Origin of the sequence: Arthrobacter sp., from assembly GCF_031179385.1 — a bacterium.
GTDB lineage: Bacteria > Actinomycetota > Actinomycetes > Actinomycetales > Micrococcaceae > Arthrobacter_D.
In genome coordinates, this window is record NZ_JAPSHV010000055.1 from 1 (window position 1) to 18340 (window position 18340).

General features: G+C 64.7%; 17 protein-coding genes, 1 tRNA gene and 1 pseudogene. 9 read left to right on the forward strand and 10 right to left on the reverse strand.

Going from position 1 to position 18340, the window contains the following annotated elements:
- The 3 genes and pseudogenes from RIF85_RS09270 to galK form a co-directional block, all read left to right on the forward strand.
- Positions 1-315 (forward strand): annotated as a pseudogene (locus RIF85_RS09270) (hypothetical protein); the annotation flags it as partial.
- Positions 312-1448 carry a galactose-1-phosphate uridylyltransferase gene (gene galT / locus RIF85_RS09275; protein ID WP_309071624.1) on the forward strand — a complete coding sequence of 379 codons (1137 nt, stop codon included), beginning with the start codon at positions 312-314 and terminating at the stop codon, positions 1446-1448. The pseudogene RIF85_RS09270 and the gene galT, both read left to right, overlap by 4 nt.
- Complete coding sequence (gene galK, locus RIF85_RS09280) at positions 1445-2587, forward strand: galactokinase (protein WP_309071625.1); 1143 nt, start codon at positions 1445-1447, stop codon at positions 2585-2587. The genes galT and galK overlap by 4 nt, the downstream gene beginning before the upstream one ends.
- A gap of 88 nt (positions 2588-2675) precedes the next feature.
- On the opposite strand, the gene RIF85_RS09285 is transcribed toward galK, so the two are convergent.
- Positions 2676-3527: a Bax inhibitor-1/YccA family protein gene (locus RIF85_RS09285; protein WP_309071626.1), complete on the reverse strand. Its 852-nt coding sequence runs from the start codon at positions 3525-3527 to the stop codon at positions 2676-2678.
- Between the two features lie 188 nt (positions 3528-3715).
- On the opposite strand from RIF85_RS09285, the gene RIF85_RS09290 reads away from it, so the two are divergent.
- The 5 genes from RIF85_RS09290 to RIF85_RS09310 all read left to right on the forward strand — a co-directional run bounded on the left by RIF85_RS09290 (position 3716) and on the right by RIF85_RS09310 (position 8462).
- Entirely contained in the window at positions 3716-4012 is a 297-nt protein-coding gene (locus tag RIF85_RS09290) for a co-chaperone GroES (protein WP_309071638.1), read from the forward strand.
- 219 nt (positions 4013-4231) lie between these two features.
- Positions 4232-5584, forward strand: a complete 1353-nt coding sequence (locus RIF85_RS09295) for a branched-chain amino acid ABC transporter permease (RefSeq protein ID WP_309071627.1) — start codon at positions 4232-4234, stop codon at positions 5582-5584.
- A gap of 12 nt (positions 5585-5596) precedes the next feature.
- The gene (locus RIF85_RS09300) at positions 5597-6580 is read left to right on the forward strand and encodes a branched-chain amino acid ABC transporter permease (RefSeq protein ID WP_309071628.1); all 984 of its coding nucleotides are present in this window, start codon (positions 5597-5599) and stop codon (positions 6578-6580) included.
- A 119-nt stretch (positions 6581-6699) separates the two neighbouring features.
- Positions 6700-7680, forward strand: coding sequence for an ABC transporter ATP-binding protein (locus tag RIF85_RS09305; protein ID WP_309071639.1), 981 nt, complete (start codon positions 6700-6702; stop codon positions 7678-7680).
- Positions 7677-8462 carry an ABC transporter ATP-binding protein gene (locus RIF85_RS09310; protein WP_309071629.1) on the forward strand — a complete coding sequence of 262 codons (786 nt, stop codon included), beginning with the start codon at positions 7677-7679 and terminating at the stop codon, positions 8460-8462. The genes RIF85_RS09305 and RIF85_RS09310 overlap by 4 nt, the downstream gene beginning before the upstream one ends.
- 325 nt (positions 8463-8787) lie before the next feature.
- Here the strand turns inward: RIF85_RS09310 and RIF85_RS09315 are convergent, their stop codons facing one another.
- Positions 8788-10167, reverse strand: a complete 1380-nt coding sequence (locus RIF85_RS09315; protein ID WP_309071630.1) for an ABC transporter substrate-binding protein — start codon at positions 10165-10167, stop codon at positions 8788-8790.
- Between the two features lie 245 nt (positions 10168-10412).
- Between RIF85_RS09315 and RIF85_RS09320 the strand changes: the two genes are divergently transcribed.
- Positions 10413-10485, forward strand: a tRNA-Leu gene (locus RIF85_RS09320).
- On the opposite strand, the gene RIF85_RS09325 is transcribed toward RIF85_RS09320, so the two are convergent.
- From RIF85_RS09325 to eno, 8 genes are all read right to left on the reverse strand, one after another.
- On the reverse strand, positions 10454-10816 hold the full coding sequence (locus tag RIF85_RS09325; protein ID WP_309071631.1) for a CHY zinc finger protein: 363 nt from the start codon (positions 10814-10816) through the stop codon (positions 10454-10456). The two genes, RIF85_RS09320 and RIF85_RS09325, sit on opposite strands and share 32 nt — an antisense overlap.
- Complete coding sequence (locus RIF85_RS09330) at positions 10813-11328, reverse strand: N-acetyltransferase (RefSeq protein WP_309071632.1); 516 nt, start codon at positions 11326-11328, stop codon at positions 10813-10815. The genes RIF85_RS09325 and RIF85_RS09330 overlap by 4 nt, the downstream gene beginning before the upstream one ends.
- 70 nt (positions 11329-11398) lie before the next feature.
- Complete coding sequence (locus tag RIF85_RS09335) at positions 11399-12838, reverse strand: NAD(P)/FAD-dependent oxidoreductase (protein ID WP_309071633.1); 1440 nt, start codon at positions 12836-12838, stop codon at positions 11399-11401.
- 34 nt (positions 12839-12872) lie between these two features.
- Entirely contained in the window at positions 12873-14444 is a 1572-nt protein-coding gene (locus RIF85_RS09340) for a S8 family serine peptidase (protein ID WP_375164836.1), read from the reverse strand.
- A 9-nt stretch (positions 14445-14453) separates the two neighbouring features.
- Positions 14454-15398: a Ppx/GppA phosphatase family protein gene (locus RIF85_RS09345; protein WP_309071634.1), complete on the reverse strand. Its 945-nt coding sequence runs from the start codon at positions 15396-15398 to the stop codon at positions 14454-14456.
- Between the two features lies 1 nt (position 15399).
- Complete coding sequence (locus RIF85_RS09350) at positions 15400-16050, reverse strand: DUF501 domain-containing protein (protein ID WP_309071635.1); 651 nt, start codon at positions 16048-16050, stop codon at positions 15400-15402.
- 50 nt (positions 16051-16100) lie between these two features.
- Positions 16101-16733, reverse strand: coding sequence for a septum formation initiator family protein (locus RIF85_RS09355; RefSeq protein WP_309071636.1), 633 nt, complete (start codon positions 16731-16733; stop codon positions 16101-16103).
- Positions 16734-16934: 201 nt separating this feature from the next.
- Positions 16935-18215, reverse strand: a complete 1281-nt coding sequence (gene eno, locus RIF85_RS09360; RefSeq protein WP_309071637.1) for a phosphopyruvate hydratase — start codon at positions 18213-18215, stop codon at positions 16935-16937.
- Positions 18216-18340 lie beyond the last annotated feature (125 nt).

The following is an 18340-nucleotide window of genomic DNA, read 5'->3' on the forward strand; positions in this document are numbered from 1 at the left end:
ACCTCCACGGTCCGGTCCTTCAACGTGGACATCTGCTTCATGGGTGCCCACGGCGTCGACGCCTCGGCCGGCATCACCACGCCCAACCTGGCGGAAGCGGACACCAATCGTGCTTTCGCCGAACAGTGCGGCCGGCTGGTTGTGCTCGCGGACTCCACCAAGTTCGGGACAGTAAGCCTTGCCCGGATCGCCGGCGTCGATCAGGTCTCCTGCATCGTGACCGACTCGCAGCCATCCGACCCCGGCTACTCACTCACTACCAGCGTCCTCGCCGCCCAAGGCAGCACTCCCTCCCACACCCAGGACACACCATGACCCAGGTAATCCCCACGCGTCTCTCCGACGGGCGCGAACTCATCTACTTCGACGCCACCGAAGAATCAGCAGCCCTCCACCGCGATGCTGCCGCCGTCGTCGACCATCGCGGTCTGCCGCAGCGCGGGGGCACCGGCGACGTGCGGTACGACCCGCTGACCGGCGAGTGGACTGCCGTCGCCGCGCACCGCCAAACGCGCACGCACCTTCCGCCGGCCGATCAGTGTCCCCTGTGCCCCTCCACCGCACACAACCTCTCCGAAATCCCCGCCTCCGACTACGAGGTCGTGGTTTTCGAGAACCGCTTCTCGTCCTTCGGCCCGGACCTCGGCGAACTGCCCGACCTCCAGTCCGGGAGCACAGGCTGGGGAACGACGACGTCGGCCTTCGGGCGGTGCGAAGTGGTCGCCTTCGATTCCTCCCACGAAGGCTCCTTCGGGTCCCTGCCGCCGCAGCGGGCGCGCACCGTCATCGACGCCTGGGCACACCGGACGGAAGCGCTCTCCGCGATGAAGGGAATTCGCCAGGTCTTCCCGTTCGAGAACCGGGGAGCGGACATCGGCGTAACTCTGCTCCACCCTCACGGTCAGATCTATGCCTACCCGTTTGTGACCCCTCGGGCGGCGTTGATGGGCCGGGAAGCCCGGCGCTACTTCGACGCCGTCGACGGGCGGGAGACCCTGATGGGCTCGGTTCTGAGGTCCGAGCGGAACTCGGGCGAGCGCATGGTCCTTGAGGGCAAACACTTCAGCGCCTTCGTGCCCTTCGCCGCCCGGTGGCCCCTGGAAGTCCATCTGGTGCCACACCGTCATGTTCCGGACATCGCTGCGCTCACCGGAGAGGAAAAGGACGAGCTGACCACGGTGTACCTCGAACTCCTCGCCCGGGTGGACGGCATCTACAGCACGCCCACCCCATACATCGCCGCCTGGCACCAGGCTCCCCTGGTCCCCGAACTGCGCGAAGCCGGCTACCTGCACCTGCAGCTCACCTCACCCCGCCGGGCGGAAGACAAGCTGAAGTTCCTCGCGGGCTCGGAGGCGGCAATGGGCGCTTTCATCAACGACACCACCCCGGAGCAGGTAGCCGCCACGCTCCGCGCCGCAACCCCCGCAGTGAAGGAAACAGTATGACTCTCGCCCAGCAGTTCGAGGACCGTTTCGGGTCCGTCCCCGCCGGCATCTGGGCAGCACCCGGACGGGTCAACGTGATTGGAGAGCACACCGACTACAACGACGGGTTCGTGTTGCCCTTCGCAATCGACCGCGCCACGCTGGTGGCCGCTGCCGTGCGGCAGGACTCCGCCGTCCGCGTGAGCTCCACGTTCTCGGAATCCGGAGAAATCGTGGTCACGGATCTCTCCGGACTGAAGGCCGGCGACGTCGACGGCTGGGCCGCCTACCCCGTGGGCGTATTGTGGGCGCTCAGGGAGGCCGGTCACGAGCTTCAGGGAATGGACCTGCTGATCGACTCGCAGGTCCCCGTGGGGGCAGGGCTTTCCTCCTCCGCTGCTATCGAGTGCGCCGTAGCCGTGGCGGCAAACGAGCTGTACCGACTGGGACTGAACGGTTCGGAGCTCGCGCTCATCGGGCAGCGCGCCGAAAACGAGATGGTGGGAGCGCCCACCGGGCTGATGGATCAGTCAGCGTCCCTGCTGGGCAAGGAAGGTCACGCGGTGTTCCTGGACTGCCGGAGCCAGCATGCGGAGCTTGTTCCGCTGCCCATGAAGGAAAACGGACTGGCGCTGCTCGTGATCGACACCCGCGTCAGCCACTCCCACGCGACCGGCGGTTACGCGTCCCGCCGTCGTGCCTGCGAGGTGGGCGCTGACATCATGGGCGTCCCTGCGTTGCGAGACCTGAGCGAAGCTGATCTACGAGAGGCCTCAGGCCTGCTAGATGACGAGACGTTCCGCAGGGTGCGCCACGTCGTCACGGAGAACGCGCGCGTGCAGGCCGCCGTTGAGCTCCTCCGCACCGATGGACCGCGCGCCATCGCGCCGCTGCTGGATGCCAGCCACGTCTCCATGCGGGACGACTTCGAGATCTCGTGCCCCGAGCTCGACCTGGCTGTGGACTCATCCCGGGAGGCCGGAGCCCTGGGCTCGCGCATGACCGGCGGCGGGTTCGGCGGCTCGGCCATCGCGCTTGTGCAGGTCGAGGACGTCGACCGCGTCAGCGCGGCAGTGACGGATGCTTTTGACCGCGCGGGATTCAAGGAACCGGTCATTTTTGCGGTGTCTCCCGCTGACGGCGCGGGCCGGGTTTCCTGAGCCCTGGGCCGTCCAATCCCCATTCCAGCCGAAACAAACGGAAGGCCCCCGGCAAGCGCCGGGGGCCTTCGTGTCTGTGCCAGTGGTGTTACTCGTCGCCGCGCAGGATGGCGATGAGGCGCAGGAATTCAACGTACAGCCAGACCAGGGTAACGGTCAGGCCGAACGCTGCGGTCCAGGAGTACTTGCGGGCAGCGCCGTTGCGGACACCTTCGCTGATCATGGTGAAGTCAATGACCAGGGAGAAGGCGGCGAGGCCGATTGCCAGCACACCGATCAGAACGCCGAGCGGGATGCCCATGATTTCCACGCCGGTGCGCAGACCCCACGGGTCGTTGCTGACGCCGAAGAGCATCAGGCCAAGATTCACGAGGCTGAACAGTGCGTAGCCGATCATCGCGATCATGAAGATCTTCATGGCCTTGGGGGTAGCGCGCACCTTGCCGCTCTTGAAGAGCAGCAGCGTCACTACGAAGACCGACAGGGTGCCGAGCAGAGCCTGCATGGCGATGTTCGGGAACATTGCCTCGAGGAACATCGTCAGTCCGCCGAGGAACAGACCCTCGAGGAAGGCGTAGCCGAGGATCAGCGCGGGCACGGGCTCACGCTTGAAGGAGTTGACCAGGCCGAGAACGAAGCCGCCGATCAAGCCCACGATCATCAGCAGCGGTGCAAGGGACGGGAAGAGGAACGCCGGAACCGCCGCGCCAATCATCACCACGCCGATGGTCGCGATGGTCTTGACGATCACGTCGTCGAACGTCATGCGTCCCGTCTCTGCGGGACCTGCCGAAGGCTGGTTGTAGAGGTGCTCCAGCTGCTGCTGGTTCATGACCGTTTGGTTGGCCAGAGTAGTTGAACCGTACGCTGCCGGATTGTCGCCGCGGGCAGCGGTACGGAAGTTTTTACCGTTAAAAACCGGGTTACCGCCGAGTGCCATTTGTGTGTAGTCCTCCATTAGGGGGCTGAGATGTTTCAACCCTACCAATATCAACGGTTTTGAGGCCGTTTTGTTCCGGAAGCGGCGCCTGACTGCGACCGGGATCCGCAGGAGTCCAACGGTAGACTGTCGGCGTGTCAAACACCTCAGCCACGAAGCCCTTTTCGTCCGACTCCCTCCCCCTGAAGATGCTTCATGACCGTCTGCTGGTGATCCTGGACAAGGACAGCAGCGAGCGGCGGTCGTCGTCGGGCATTGTCATTCCGGCGACCGCGGTGATGGGCAAGCGGCTGGCATGGGCTGATGTTGCGGCTACAGGGCCCAGTGTCCGTCAGGTGTCCCGCGGTGACCGCGTGCTGTTCGACCCGGAAGACAAGTCGGAGGTCGATGTCGGCGGCACCGACTACATCCTCCTCCGCGAGCGCGACGTCCACGCCGTTGCGCAGCCGGAAACCGACGACGCCGGCACCGGGCTCTACCTCTAATTCACCTGCTGATTCATCTGCACCGACGTCAACCGCGCTGCCCGGGGTTCCGGGTTACCCGCGAGTAGAACTACCAACACAGTTGTTATCCAATTGCTATCTGGCAGCCCCCATATGGCGAATAGTGGTAACACAGCGCAGGTAACATGATCTCCACACTGCGTGACTTCGATCACAGGCTCTAGAGCCGTCGTACCTCGACGGACGACAGCCACCATCGTGGAGGTTCATAACTTGATAACCAAGCCGACGCCGGCGTGGCGCAGGAGGCTATTCCTCCTGGTCGCCGGCCTTCTGGCCGCACTGTTCATCAGCGCACCCGCAGCAGGGGCATCCCCCCTTGGTGCGGTAGGCACAGTGAACGGGCAAATCCCCGCCTCCGTCCAGGCAGGGGAATTCCAAAACCGGATCAGCGGCGTCCTTCGGGGTGCCGACGGTCCGCTAGCTGACGTCCGGATCTCGGTCACCGGCGAGGGTTTCGAAGGAGAAACCACGTCCGGCGAGAACGGCTCCTGGAGCATTGACGTTCCCGAACAGGGCACCTATGAGGTGGAGCTCGACGAGTCCACCCTGCCCGAGGGCGTGGAGCTGGCTGAAGGCCAGCAGAATCCGCGTGAAGTCACGTTCGCCGGAACAACAAATATCACCACGCTCTTCCTGTTCGGTGAGGGCATCGTCACGGGAACCAGCAACGTCCTGGACCTCCTCGTCGACCGCTCCGTCGCAGGATTGAGCTTCGGCCTGCTCCTCGCCCTCAGCGCCGTCGGCCTGTCCCTGATCTTCGGCACAACCGGCCTGACCAACTTCGCCCATGGCGAGATGGTCACCGCCGGTGCCGTGCTGGCGTTTGCCTTCGCCGCGCTGGGGCTGCCCGCAATAGTCGCAATCATCCTCGCCGTGATCGGCGGGGCGGCGCTGGGCTATGTCCAGGACGCCGGACTCTGGAAACCGCTGCGCAAGCGCGGCTCCGGACTGATCCCGATGATGATCGTGAGCATCGGCCTCGCCCTGGCATTGCGCTACATCATTCAGTTCAACTTCGGCGGGGCGACCCAGCAGCTGCCCGGCGCCCAGGGTCAGATGCTGAACTTCGGGCTCATCTCCATCACCCGGAACAACCTGACCTCCCTGATCATCAGCCTGATCGTCATCCTGCTCATCGCATTTCTGCTCCTCAGGACCCGTATCGGGAAGGCCACCCGCGCTGTCGCCGACAACCCGGCTTTGGCCGCGGCTTCCGGTATCGACGTGGACCGGGTCATCCGGTTGGTCTGGGTTGTGGGCGGCGCACTGGCAGCACTTGGCGGCATCCTCTGGGCCTACTACCGCCCGGGCGTCTCCTTCAATATGGGCCAGCAGATTCTGCTGCTGATCTTCGCCGGTGTAGTCCTCGGCGGGCTGGGCACGGTCTTCGGTGCCCTGCTCGGCTCAGTCCTGGTAGGTCTCTTCGTCGAGATCTCCACCATTTGGCTGGAGGCCGACCTCAAGTACGTCGGCGCCCTGCTCATCATGATCATTGTTCTTCTCTTCCGGCCACAGGGCATCCTGGGCCGCCGAGAGCGCGTAGGTTAGGGGCCAACCGACATGGATTTTGGAAACATTCTTTCCCTCGCCTTCGGCGAAATCATCAGCCCGACGACGGCCGCCTACGCACTGGCAGCCCTCGGCCTCGCCGTACACTTCGGCTACAGCGGCCTGCTGAACTTCGGTCAGGCAGGCTTCATGGCGATGGGCGCGTACGGCTACGCCATCTCCACTCTGACCTTCAATGCTCCGGTCCCCGTCGCCATCCTGGTGGCGCTGCTCGGCTCGGTGATCTTCGCCGTCGTGCTCGGTATCCCGACCCTGCGGCTGCGGGCGGACTATCTCGCTATCGTGACCATCGCAGCGGCGGAAATCGTGCGGTACATCGTCACCACCAACGGCCTGACCGAAGTCACTGGTTCGGCCAACGGTCTGGCCCAGGGCTTTGAGTCGGGCTTCTTCGCGCTGAACTTTATCCCGGAGGGCACCTACAACATCGGTCCCGTCAGCATGAACCAGAACGGGCTCTTCATTCGGATCGTGGCCTGGACAGTGGTAGCGCTGGCCTGCCTCGCAGTGTGGCTGCTCATGCGCAGCCCCTGGGGCCGCGTCCTCAAGGGTATCCGCGAAGATGAGAACGCGGTTCGTGCCCTTGGCAAAAACGTGTACGCCTACAAGATGCAGGCACTCATCATCGGCGGCCTGATGGGTTCTGCTGCGGGCATGATCTTCACGATCCCCCGCGGCGCGGTCCAGCCGGCCAACTATGCCACCGAGCTCACGTTCTTCCTCTACACGGTCCTGCTGCTCGGCGGCATGGCCACGGTACTGGGCCCGGTCATCGGGGCGATGATCTTCTGGGTTGTCCTCTCGCTGACTCAGAGCCTCCTCTTCGGCGCCATCGAAACCGGCGCCATCACGTTCCTCACCAACGTCCAGGCCGGACAGCTCCGGTACATCCTCGTGGGTGTTGCGCTGATGCTGCTGATGATCTTCAGGCCGCAGGGCGTACTCGGCAACAAAAAGGAGTTGGCGTTCGCATGAGCGACCCTACTGCGGAACCTACGCCGCAATCCCAAGCAAAATCAGGCGGACGGCGAGCAGCACACGCTGTCTCGCATTCGACGGAATCGACCGGAACACCGGCCGACGGCATCGACTACATGACCGACTCGCGGCCCATCACCGAGGACACCCCTGGACCAGGCTGCCGCAAGCGGGATCCGATTGTCACGGTCAAGAAGGTGACCCGAAGCTTCGGCGGCATCAACGCTGTCGACGTGGACTACCTCGAGATCCCACGGAACAAGATCACCGCTCTGATCGGGCCGAACGGTGCGGGTAAGACCACGCTGTTCAACCTGCTCACCGGGTTTGATACGCCGCAGAGCGGCGAGTGGGACTTCGACGGGAAGTCCCTCGCCGGTGTCGCTCCCTACAAGGTGGCACGCCTCGGCATGGTGCGTACGTTCCAGCTGACCAAGGTCATGGGCAAGCTCACCGTCATGGAGAACATGCGCCTCGGAGCGACCGACCAGCCCGGTGAGAGTCTCGCCCGAGCCCTCTTCAAGGGCCTGTGGGGCGGACGGGAAAAGGAAATCACCGGGCAGGCGGAGGTACTTCTCAAGAAGTTCAAGCTGGACGCGAAGAGTGACGACTATGCAGCGTCCCTCTCCGGCGGGCAACGAAAGCTGCTGGAAATGGCGCGCGCACTCATGGTGAAGCCGCGCCTGGTCATGCTTGACGAGCCAATGGCGGGCGTCAACCCGGCCCTCACCCAGTCATTGCTGGACCACATCAAGAACCTCAAGGCCGACGGCATGACCGTCCTGTTCGTGGAACACGACATGCACATGGTCCGCCACGTCGCCGACTGGGTTGTGGTCATGGCAGAGGGGCGCGTAGTGGCGGAGGGAACTCCCGACGTCGTCATGAAGGATCAGGCGGTGATCGATGCGTACCTCGGTGCCCACCACGACGTGGATCTCGGTGATTCCCAGGGCGTCGAGAAGCTCGAGGAGGAACTGGCACACGACGAGGAATCGGTCGTAGGGACAGAAGACGCCGGTCTCCTGAGCCACACCCGGATCACCGAAATTGAAGGCACCGCGTCAGACACAGGTAAAGAGGAGAAGCGGCCATGAGCGAAGCAGCGGGAACCGCAGGACCACACCGGACCACGGGGGCCGAGGCGGCACCCGGAAAATCGGTCGTGAAAGTCACCGATCTCGTGGCGGGCTATCTGCCGGGCGTGAACATTCTGAACGGCTGCTCCATCGAAGCGCGGTCGGGTGAGCTGATCGGCATCATCGGGCCCAACGGTGCCGGCAAGTCGACGCTGCTCAAGGCAATGTTCGGGCTGGTCAAGGTTCACTCGGGCACGGTGATAGTCCGGGATCAGGACATCACGGGGCTGAAGGCAAACAAGCTGGTCAGCAGGGGCGTGGGTTTCGTCCCGCAGAACAACAACGTATTCGCCACCCTGACCATCGAGGAAAACCTCCAGATGGGCATGTACCAGCGCCCCAAGGACTTCAAGGAGCGGTTCGACTTCGTCACCGGGCTTTTCCCCGAACTCGGCAAGCGTCGCGCGCAGCGTGCCGGTTCCCTGTCGGGCGGCGAGCGCCAGATGGTCGCCATGGGCAGGGCCCTGATGATGGAGCCCGCGGTCCTGCTCCTCGATGAGCCCTCCGCCGGTCTCTCCCCTGTCAAGCAAGACGAGACGTTCCTCCGCGTTCACGAGATCAACCGGGCAGGCGTCTCTGTGATCATGGTGGAGCAGAACGCCCGAAGGTGCCTGCAGATCTGCGACCGCGCCTATGTTCTGGACCAGGGTAAGGATGCGTACACGGGTACCGGACGCGAACTGATGAAGGACCCCAAGGTCATCCAGCTGTACCTCGGGACCCTCGCCGATACGGCCTAGGTCTTCAGCCGCCTCTAGAGGCCCTCTCCAGCAGGAGGGGGCCTCTACTGCGTTCGAGGCCAGTGCGGGGATGCGCGCACAATCCTGCTCGTTCTTGAAGGCCCGCGACGGCCCGACCGCGACCTGCGTGGCTTCTCGGTTTGCCGGTGTCGTCCAACGACCTCAGAACCTGCAGGGTTGCGCCCACACCAGGCGACGACGCCGTCTTTCCGGTCCCAAACCCGGTTGACGCTAGCCGACACCTGGTGTGGACGCAGAAGAGCCCCTCCCGGGCCGGGAGGGGCTCTTCTGTACTGTGCGAGTGAATCAGGTACTGCTGGTGGGGCTAGAGCTGCCCTGCCTCGGAGCGGTAAGGCTGCGGGGTGTTGTTGTCGTCGAACTCGTAGATGCCGATGAAGGCTTCCGTCGGGTCACCGTTTTCGTCGAAGGTGATCGGTCCGGAGATGCCCTGGTAATCGATATCCTCACCCTCACGCTGGAGAGTGATGCAGCCTGCGTAGTCGAAGCACTCGGTGCCTTCCTTGGAGACTGCCTCAAGCTCGGCTGCGATTGCTGCTCCGTCCGTGCTGCCCGCGGCATCTGCTGCAAGGGCAATAAGGTTCACGGCGTCGTAGCTTTCACCTGCGTAGTTCCACACATTCAGGCTGTCGTCGATCTCAGCGAGGGCTTCCTTGAACTCGTCCCCCGCGAAGGAGCCCGGCTGGGTGCCCTGTGCGCCTGCGAGTGTTCCGGGATCAAGGTCTTCGCTGTAGTCAGCGGTGTTGCCGTCCACGAAGAACATGGAACCCGGGTCGACGCCCTGACCGGTCAGCAGCGGAACGATGCTGTTGGCCTGGTCGAAGCTGATGACCACGTAGGCGTCAGGCTCGGCTGCGACAAGCGCATCCACCTGGCTGCTGAACTGCGAGTCGCCCTCATTGAAGAGTTCCTCTGCAACGATCTGGCCGCCCGCGCTCTCAACGGCTTCCTTGATGCTTGCCTGGAGGCCGGTACCGTACGCGTCGTTGAGTACGATCATGCCCACGGTCTGTGCGCCACAGGCCATGATGTAGTTACCCAGGACGCGTCCCTGCAGGACGTCGGACGGTGCCGTACGCCAGTACAGGCCGTTGTCATCCCAGTCGGTGAAATCGGGCGAGGTGTTCGCCGGCGACATCTGAACTACACCGGCACCGGTGATCTGGTTGATCACGGTCTGCGAAACACCCGAGGATGCTGCGCCGATGATCGCGCTGACGTCCTGGGACAGCAGGTCCGTCACGGATTGTGTTGCGATGTCGGTGGTGGTGTCGCCGGAGTCGCGGTGGATGATCTCGACATCCTGGCCAAGCACACCGCCGGCCTCATTGATTTCCTGTACGGCGAGGTTCACGCCGGCAATTTCGGGGGGACCGAGGAAAGCAAGGGCACCTGTGGTGGGCAGAATTGAACCGAGCACCAGGGGAGTTTCGGACGTGGTTTCCGCTTCGGGTACTGCGGCTGGGTCGCCCTTCTCGGGGGCCTCGCCCGCGTCGAGCTGACTCTCGGGACAGGTCAGTCCCGACGCTGCCGGTGCCGAAGACTGGCCGCCTTCTTCTTCGGGGGTGGGATTGCCACCGCAGGCAGATGCGAAGAGTGCGATGCCCAGGCTGAGGGCCGCAATCTTCGCTGCGCGCGGAGCATTCTCCCCGATGCTGAACCGCGCGGAGTTACGTGTTGCTGTCATGAAATTTATCTCCTCGATCGAAAGGCTCGATCAGCCTTTGATGCGATCACCAGGTGTTCCTGGTATGTGAAAAAGCTAGTGCAAAAACGTGTCTAAGATAAGCAAATCTGGTTACATCCTTGTAACGCTCATCACAGGGGTATTGACCGCCGTCGGACGAGGGTCAGTCCCGCAGGTAGGTGTTCACGTATTCTTGATGGGACGCCCTGGCAGCGCGCACGCCGCCTGGGGTTATCACACGGTACGCCCCAGTAGCCCAATGGCAGAGGCAGGAGACTTAAAATCTTCACAGTGTGGGTTCGAGTCCCACCTGGGGCACCGCAGCGTCCAGGCCCTCATCAGTGCCGAAGTACAGGTGCTTGTGCAGGCGGCAGCCCGGATTGAAGGGTGCGCGGCAGGAGGAGCACGCGTCAGCGCCGAGGTAGTCCCGGATCCGCATCGTCTCCTTGCAGACGCCGCACAGGATCGCCTCGGTATCCTGCTCCCCCGCAGGCCAAACGGCTGCTGCGTGGTCAGCTGTTTCTGCGTGGCAGAGGTGGCATGGATAGAACTCGCCGCAGCATTTGAACTTGATGGCGACCACGTCGAGCACCGTCCGGTAGTGAATGCAACGGGTCTGGTCATCAACTGTAGGGCCGAGGACTCTCACAGCGCCTCGAATGGCGCGGCGTAGCGGAACGCGCCGACCGGCACCCTGTTGCCGCCGAGCGCCCGGATCATGAAGTGCTCGCGCCAGGCCTGATCCGGCGGATGGACTCCGCGCTCATCGGCCCTCGCGAAGCCGAAGCGCCCGTAAAACGTGGGGCTTCCCAACAGCACCAGCGAGGTCTCCCCCAGCTTCTCGGCACGGGAAATCGATTCCTCCACGAGCAGGCTGCCGATCCCCCGCCCCTGAAACTCCGGCAGAATCCCGATCGGACCTAGCCCCAGGGACGGGACCGACCCGATCCGCGCCCGGGTGGTGATGACGTAACCGCGGATGGCGCCGTCGTCGTCCTCTGCTACGAGCGATAGGGCGGGAAGATACGCAGGGCTTGCCCACAGTTGCTCAAGCAGTGCGGCTTCGACGGGCCGCCCACCGGTTGCACCGGCGGCGAAGGCGGACTCGATGACGGCGAGGGCTGCGCCGCGGTCCGACGGCGTTTCAGGGCGGACTCTCACGGTCGAGAACTATAGCCGGTTAAACGACGACGGCGGCACCGGGGCAGGTGCCGCCGTCCTCAGAGGAAACTTAGGCCTTGGCCGCGGTCTTCTCGGTGTCCTCCACCCGGCCCTTGTCCAGGGACGGGGCTGCTTCCGGCTTCTTGGGTGCCGGGGTTGCAGCCTCGCGGAACTGGCGGCGCGGGGTCTGCAGGTCCATCAGCTGCGTGGTGTCGCGGCCGAAGACGAAGCCGAGCACCCAGTTACCGACCACGCGGAACTTGCGCTCGAACATGGGCATCGCCATGCCGTGGTAGCCGCGGTGGGCGAGCCATGCGGGAAGGCCGCGCATGCCGAATCCCATGATGTTGGCGACGCCCTTGTACTGACCGAAACCGGCAACCGCACCCAGGTTCTTGTGCTTGTACTCGCGGACGCGGCCAACGCCGTAGCGCTCAGCGTAGATGTTGTCAGCGAGCAGCTTGGCCTGACGGACAGCGTGCTGGGCGTTGGGCACGCAGAAACCGCCGACACCGCCACCGGAGAGGTCCGGCACGGCAGAGACGTCACCGGCTGCCCAGGCACCGTCGAGGGGGCCGTCGTCGCCGCTGATGCGCAGTTCCGCGCTGGCACGGACACGGCCGCGCTCGTCGATCGGGAAGTCCGTGTTGCGGACAACAGGGTTGGCCTGCACACCGGCGGTCCAGACGAGGGTGTCGGTCTCGAACTCATCGGCCGGGGACTTGTCCGGCATGTTGATGAGCTTCAGCTTGCCGTCCTTGGCGCTGGCGAGCGAGGTGTTCAGCATGACCTGCACACCGCGGGCACGCAGGTGCTCCACGACCCACTTGGCCTGCTCTTCGGTGACCTCGGGCATGATGCGGCCCATTGCCTCGACAAGCACAAACCGGATGTCGGAGCGCGTGAGGCGTGAGTTCTTCTTGACGGCGGCACGCGCCAGGTCTTCCATCTCGGCGAGGGCCTCGATGCCGGCAAAGCCTCCACCGACGACGACGAACGTCAGCGCGCGGTCGCGCTCGGCACCCGGCTCCATGAGCGAGGCGGTCTCGATGCGCTCGAGGAGCTGGTTGCGCAGCGCGACGGCTTCCTCGATGGTCTTGAGGCCGATGCCGGCTTCCGCCAGACCCTCGATGGGGAAGGTGCGGGTGATGGCGCCGGCCGCGATGACGATGTCTCGGTACGTCAGCTCGAACGGCGCGCTGCCGTCAGCTGGTTCAACGGTCGCCGTACGCGAGGCGTGGTTCACGCCGGTCACCTTGCCCGTGATGAGCTCGGTATCCGACAGGTGCATGCGGTGTGAGACAACGGCGTGACGCGCCTCGATGTTTCCACCGGCAACCTCGGGGAGGAACGGCTGGTAGGTCATGTAGGGCAAAGGATCAACGAGGGTGACGATGCCACCGTGATCCTTCACCTTCTTCTGCAGCTTGTGGGCTACGTAGAGACCGACGTAGCCGCCGCCGACAACAAGGATCCGGGGACGATCAGAAAACTTGGAGGATTGAGCCATGGGACCAGCGTACCGGACTTTGTGAAAATCTTCACTAGCGGGAGTCCGATGCTGCCGACCGGCCGTCAAGGGCGTCCGTGGACGCAGGATTTCCGCTCGCCCCCCTGTCTAGCGGCGGCTCGCTTCGGCTTGCGCCAGCCCTGTTGTTTTCCCGGTGTATCCGGACAACCTGGTACGTCCCGCCGAGCAGGATGACGAGAATGAGGCCCCCGAATCCGAACACAATGAACGCCGGCAGGGAGCTGGAGGTCGACGCCCTCTCCTGTGCTGCGGGAACCGTCGGCTCCGGGATATCGGGCAGAGGTTCCTCGGACGCGGCGGCTTCCGGCGGCGGAGGCGGAGGTACCTCCCCGCGCCGGTACGTCTCGATGTACTGAGCCATGCTGACCACACCGCCGGCACCTAGCAGCCGTTCCTCGGGGACAGCCAGATCCGCGTTCACCGCAGCCGCAGCGTCCAGGATTCCATGCCCGTAGATGGTGTCCTGGCCGGGGATGCCGGCATCCCGCGCGGTCATGATGATCCTGTTGATCACCTGCGGGGCAGTCAGTTCCGGGTACTTGGCGCGGATGAGCGCTGCCACTCCGGAGACCAGCGGCGCAGCACCCGACGTCCCGGACCATTTGCTTGCGTAGAGGCCGCCGGGCAGGGCGCCGACAAGGTTCTCAGCCGGCGCAGCGATCCCGATGCTGATGCCTTCTGAGGAGGATTCACGGCTGGCTGCCCCCTTGGCATCGAGTCCGCCAACCGCCAGCACGCCAGGCATCGTCGCCGGCGCTCCGACCTGTACGGAACCCCCAGCCCGGTTGCCCGCAGCGGCCACGATGACGACGTCGTTCTGTTCCGCGTAGAGGAAAGCCTCGTCCCAGCTCTCCGGCCAGGTCGGTGAGGTGCTGCCGAGTGACATGTTGATGACGGAGGCGCCATTGTCCACGGCCCAGCGCACGGCATTGGGGATCTGGTCATCAATGCTCACGCCGGCCGGGTTGGGTCCGCTGGCTTCGCCGCCGATCCAGAGCGACACTGCGAGCAATTGTGCTTCCGGGGCAACTCCGACGACGCCGTCGGACCCGCGCCCGGCTGCCTGGACCGGAGTCTTCTCCGGTTCCTTGGCCTCCTTGGTGGCTTCAGCGGACTTCGACGGCGCAGCTGACGGCGACCCTGACGCAGACGGCGACGGTGAGGCAGAGGGCGTTTCCTTCGGTTCTTCCGGAACATGTCCCCTGCCCGCGATCAGGCTTGCAACGAGCGTGCCGTGCTCGGGCACCTCCCCGATACCGCGCTGCCCGTCTGGCACACCCGCGCCGGAGACGTCCGTACCGCCGGTTACGCCGCCCTCGAGGTCCGGGTGGCTTCCGTCGACGCCGCTGTCGATGACGGCGACTGTGACGCCCGCGCCCTTGGTGTCCTTCCACGCCTCGGTGATGCCGTAGTCCTCGAGCCAGTACTCGCGCTCCCGGATTTCCCCGCCGTGTGCGCTTGCACTGTCAACCGGCCCGACGACGGAAGTCGCCAGACCCAGTGAGAGCGCAACAACGGCAGCAACGGACCGGGGAAGGAAACTTGACCGGTGCGGCTGGGGAATCTCTGGTGCGGAAGAAACCACGTGCTTACGTCACTTCCGCCGGGCGGCGCTGAGCGCGATGCCATCGAGGATGTCGTGCTCACTCGCGACGGCGCTCCGAACACGGCCTTCTGTGGCTTCGGCCACCCGCCGCACGATCGTGCGCCAGATCAGCGCGCCCGCACCGATCACGTCCACGCGTCCGGGATGCATATACGGCAGGGCCTTGCGCTCGGCCCGGGAGAGGTGCAGCAGCGAGGTTGCAGCGCCGTCGATCTCGTCCAGCGTGAGCTCCGTACCGTGGATCCGCTCCGACTGGTATTCCGGAAGCTTCAGCGCGTGCGCCGTGACGGTGGTGATGCTGCCCGCGACGCCGATGATGCCCTGCACAGAGGAGAGGTCCACGTCAGCGTCAGCCTCGCCGATCATCCTGTTGATCTCTACCTCGGCGTCGGCGATCTCCTGGTGCGTCGGCGGGTCGGAGAGCAGAAACCGCTCCGTAAAGCGAACACAACCCATGTCCATACTGCGCGCCGCGGTCACCTGGCTGCCGGTGCCGACCACGAACTCGGTGCTTCCACCGCCGAGGTCTACCACGAGCACTGGTGCATCGCTGTCACTGGCCAGCACGCTTGCGGCTCCGGAGAACGAAAGTTCTGCCTCCTCGCTTCCGCTGACCACCTCCGGTTCAATGCCAAGACGATCCCGTACTCCGGAGACGAAGACCTCCCGATTGCTTGCATCGCGGGTAGCGGAGGTCGCTACGAAGCGGACCTTCTCGGCGTCGTGCTCATGAATCAGGGCAGCGTACTCATCGACAGCTCCAAAGGTCCTGTCCAACGCCGCCTCGGCGAGCCTGCCCGTCGCGTCAACGCCCTCCCCGAGGCGCACCACGCGCATCAGGCGAACCACGTCGGTGAGCCCTGCTCCACCGTCGACGTCGGCGATCAGCAGGCGGATGGAATTGGTCCCACAATCGATGGCTGCAGTACGCATATCAGGCCTTCCCTTCTCCCGAACGTCGTTCGGCGCGTTTCCTGTCGAGTTCCTCGGGGCTCAGGCCCTGCGTCTTCACGTGCCGGCTCAGGTCGCGGTCGGGAGCGGCACCGCTCACGTCCCAGGCACCCGCGCAGCGGCACTCGTCAACCGTCCACCACTCCGAGATGGCCTCAAGCGCCTCATCTCCCAGCGGGTTCACCCCGGGGCCTGCTGCGAGGGAGTGCCCCACCAGCACGTGCAGGCACTTCACCCGGGTAGGCATACCGCCGGCGGAGACGCCGTCAATCTCTGGTACCGGACCTATTCCGCTGCGCATCCCGATCTCCGAGCGCGCCCGCAGGTAGGCCTCGTGCGCCCGGCGGTACCGGTCAGCGAGACCAGGGTCGCGTTCGAGGCGCTCCGTCATCTCCATCATGGTCCCGCCGGCTTCGAGTCGGGACACCGCGGCAGTGATGACCGGATGCGTCAGGTAATAGGTAGTGGGAAAGGGAATGCCGTTACTGAGCCGCGGCGCCGTGGTGGCCACCAGCGGATTCCCGCAGACGCACCGGGCGCCGATTTCGACGACGTCGCGGACCGGGCGCCCCAACTGCCGGCTGAGCGTCTCCAGATCAGCCGTTGTGGGTGCAAGCGGGTTGCGTTCCGTCACTGCGGTCCTTCCTGTGCCTTCATTCGTTGGGGTATCCCGACGAACCAAGGTTAGTCGGTGGCGGCGCGCTCCACGGATTCCCAGAGTGCGTCCGCCCAGGGCAGGTCCTCCGGCGCCGCGTCTGAGCGCTGTTCCTCGGAAGGTTCGACTGCGGTCCCACCCTTGACGAGGTAGCGGGTCTCCCCCGGCATCACGAGGAAGAGACGGTCGCGGGCCTGCTGTTTGATGTAGGCGGGATCTTCCCAGCGGGCGATCGCCGTCTCGAGGCCGTCCTGCTCCTGCTGCAGTGCGGTGATGCGGTCCTGCAGGGCATCCGTTTCCGCCTGCTGCTGCAGGAATGTGCGGACGGAAGGCGCCAGCAACACGGTGATGGTGACGAGCACGACGGCGAGGGCCAGCAACCGCCCGGAGAAGGCTTTGGCGGGAATGGGCTCCGCATCTTCCGCAGGGACGATGGCACGTTCCGATGGCCTACGGAAAGGAGCGCTGGCTGTCCGGATGGCCCCGGCCAGCTGGGAACGCTCAGCGGCTCGAGCCTCGGACGGTGATGCCTTCGGTCGCGTGGCAGCGGCAGAGGTGGTCCGGGGCTTCGACGGCGCCGTCGGCGAACCCTTGGCGTGCGATGTGTCCTTGGCGTGCGATGTGCCTGAGGCACTGGAAGAGTTCGAGGGGCTGGAACGCACTGAAGCGCCCTGGGGACCAGGGCGCTTCAGAGGCGTAGCCGACTGCCTCTGCCCATCGGTGCGCGCTCGTGCTGTGCGCGGAACACTGGGGCGTCGGGTGGACATCGGACTCCTCGCTCAAGCTATGCCATGCCGCCGGCCGGGGTGGATCCCGGTCTGACGGCTACCTGCTTAACGAGGGTATCGCCCTCAGCCCGGTGATCAGGCAGTGAAACGCGGAAAGGCGGAACGGCCTGCGTAGCGTGCGGCGTCGTCCAGCTCTTCCTCGATGCGCAGGAGCTGGTTGTACTTGGCAACACGCTCTGAACGGGCGGGTGCACCGGTCTTGATCTGACCGGCGTTCGTCGCCACGCAGATGTCCGCGATGGTGGTGTCTTCGGTTTCGCCCGAGCGGTGCGAGGTGATGGTCGTGTAGCCGGAACGCTGGGCCAGCGAGATGGCGTCGAGCGTCTCGGTGAGCGTGCCGATCTGGTTGACCTTCACCAGCAGCGAGTTGGCTGTGTCGGCCTTGATGCCGCGATCCAGGCGGACCGGATTGGTCACGAAGAGATCGTCGCCGACGAGCTGGACCTTGCTGCCGAGGGTCTCGGTGAGGGCCTTCCAGCCGTCCCAGTCTTCCTCGTCCAGGGGATCCTCGATGGAGACCAGCGGGTAGTCGCGCACCAGCTCTTCGTAGTAGGCGCGCATGGAAGCGGAATCGAGCGTCTTGCCCTCGAAGTGGTAGGCACCGTCCTTGTAGAACTCCGAGGCGGCAACGTCCAGCGCGAAGGCGATGTCGGTGCCCGGAGTGTAGCCGGCACGCTCGATAGCCGTGGTGATGAGGTCGAGCGCGTCGCGGTTGGAGGGCAGGTTCGGAGCGAAGCCGCCCTCGTCGCCCAGGCCGGTGGCCAGGCCCTTCTCGTTCAGCACCTTCTTGAGCTCGTGGTAAACCTCGACGCCCCAGCGCAGGCCTTCCGAGTAGGACTCGGCACCCAGGGGAACAATCATGAATTCCTGGATGTCGACGTCGGAATCGGCATGCGATCCGCCGTTGAGGATGTTCATGAGCGGAACGGGCAGTACGTGCGCGTTGGGGCCGCCCAGGTAGCGGTACAGGGGCAGTGCGGAGGACTCGGCGGCTGCGCGGGCAATCGCCAGGGATACACCGAGCATGGCGTTGGCGCCCAGGTTCGACTTGTTCTCGGTGCCGTCCAGGTCGATCATGGCCTGGTCGATGGCGCGCTGGTCTCCGGCGTCGAAGCCGAGCAGTGCAGGCTGGATCTGCTCGATGACGGCCTCAACAGCCTGGAGGACGCCCTTGCCGAGGTAGCGGTCCTTGTCTCCGTCGCGGCGCTCGTTCGCCTCGAAGGCACCGGTGGACGCACCGGAGGGAACTGCTGCGCGGCCGAAGGTGTCGTCGTCGAGCAGTACCTCAACCTCAACCGTGGGATTGCCGCGGGAGTCTAGGATTTCACGTGCGTGAATGGCATCAATGATTGCCATGGAAATGCTCCTGTTCATCAAGGGATCTATGAATTTTCTTCATATGGACAGCAAAAAACGTGCTCAGCCCTGACGGAGCTGATGCGTCTGCGCGGGGATTCGTACTCAGCCTAATTGAAAGCGGG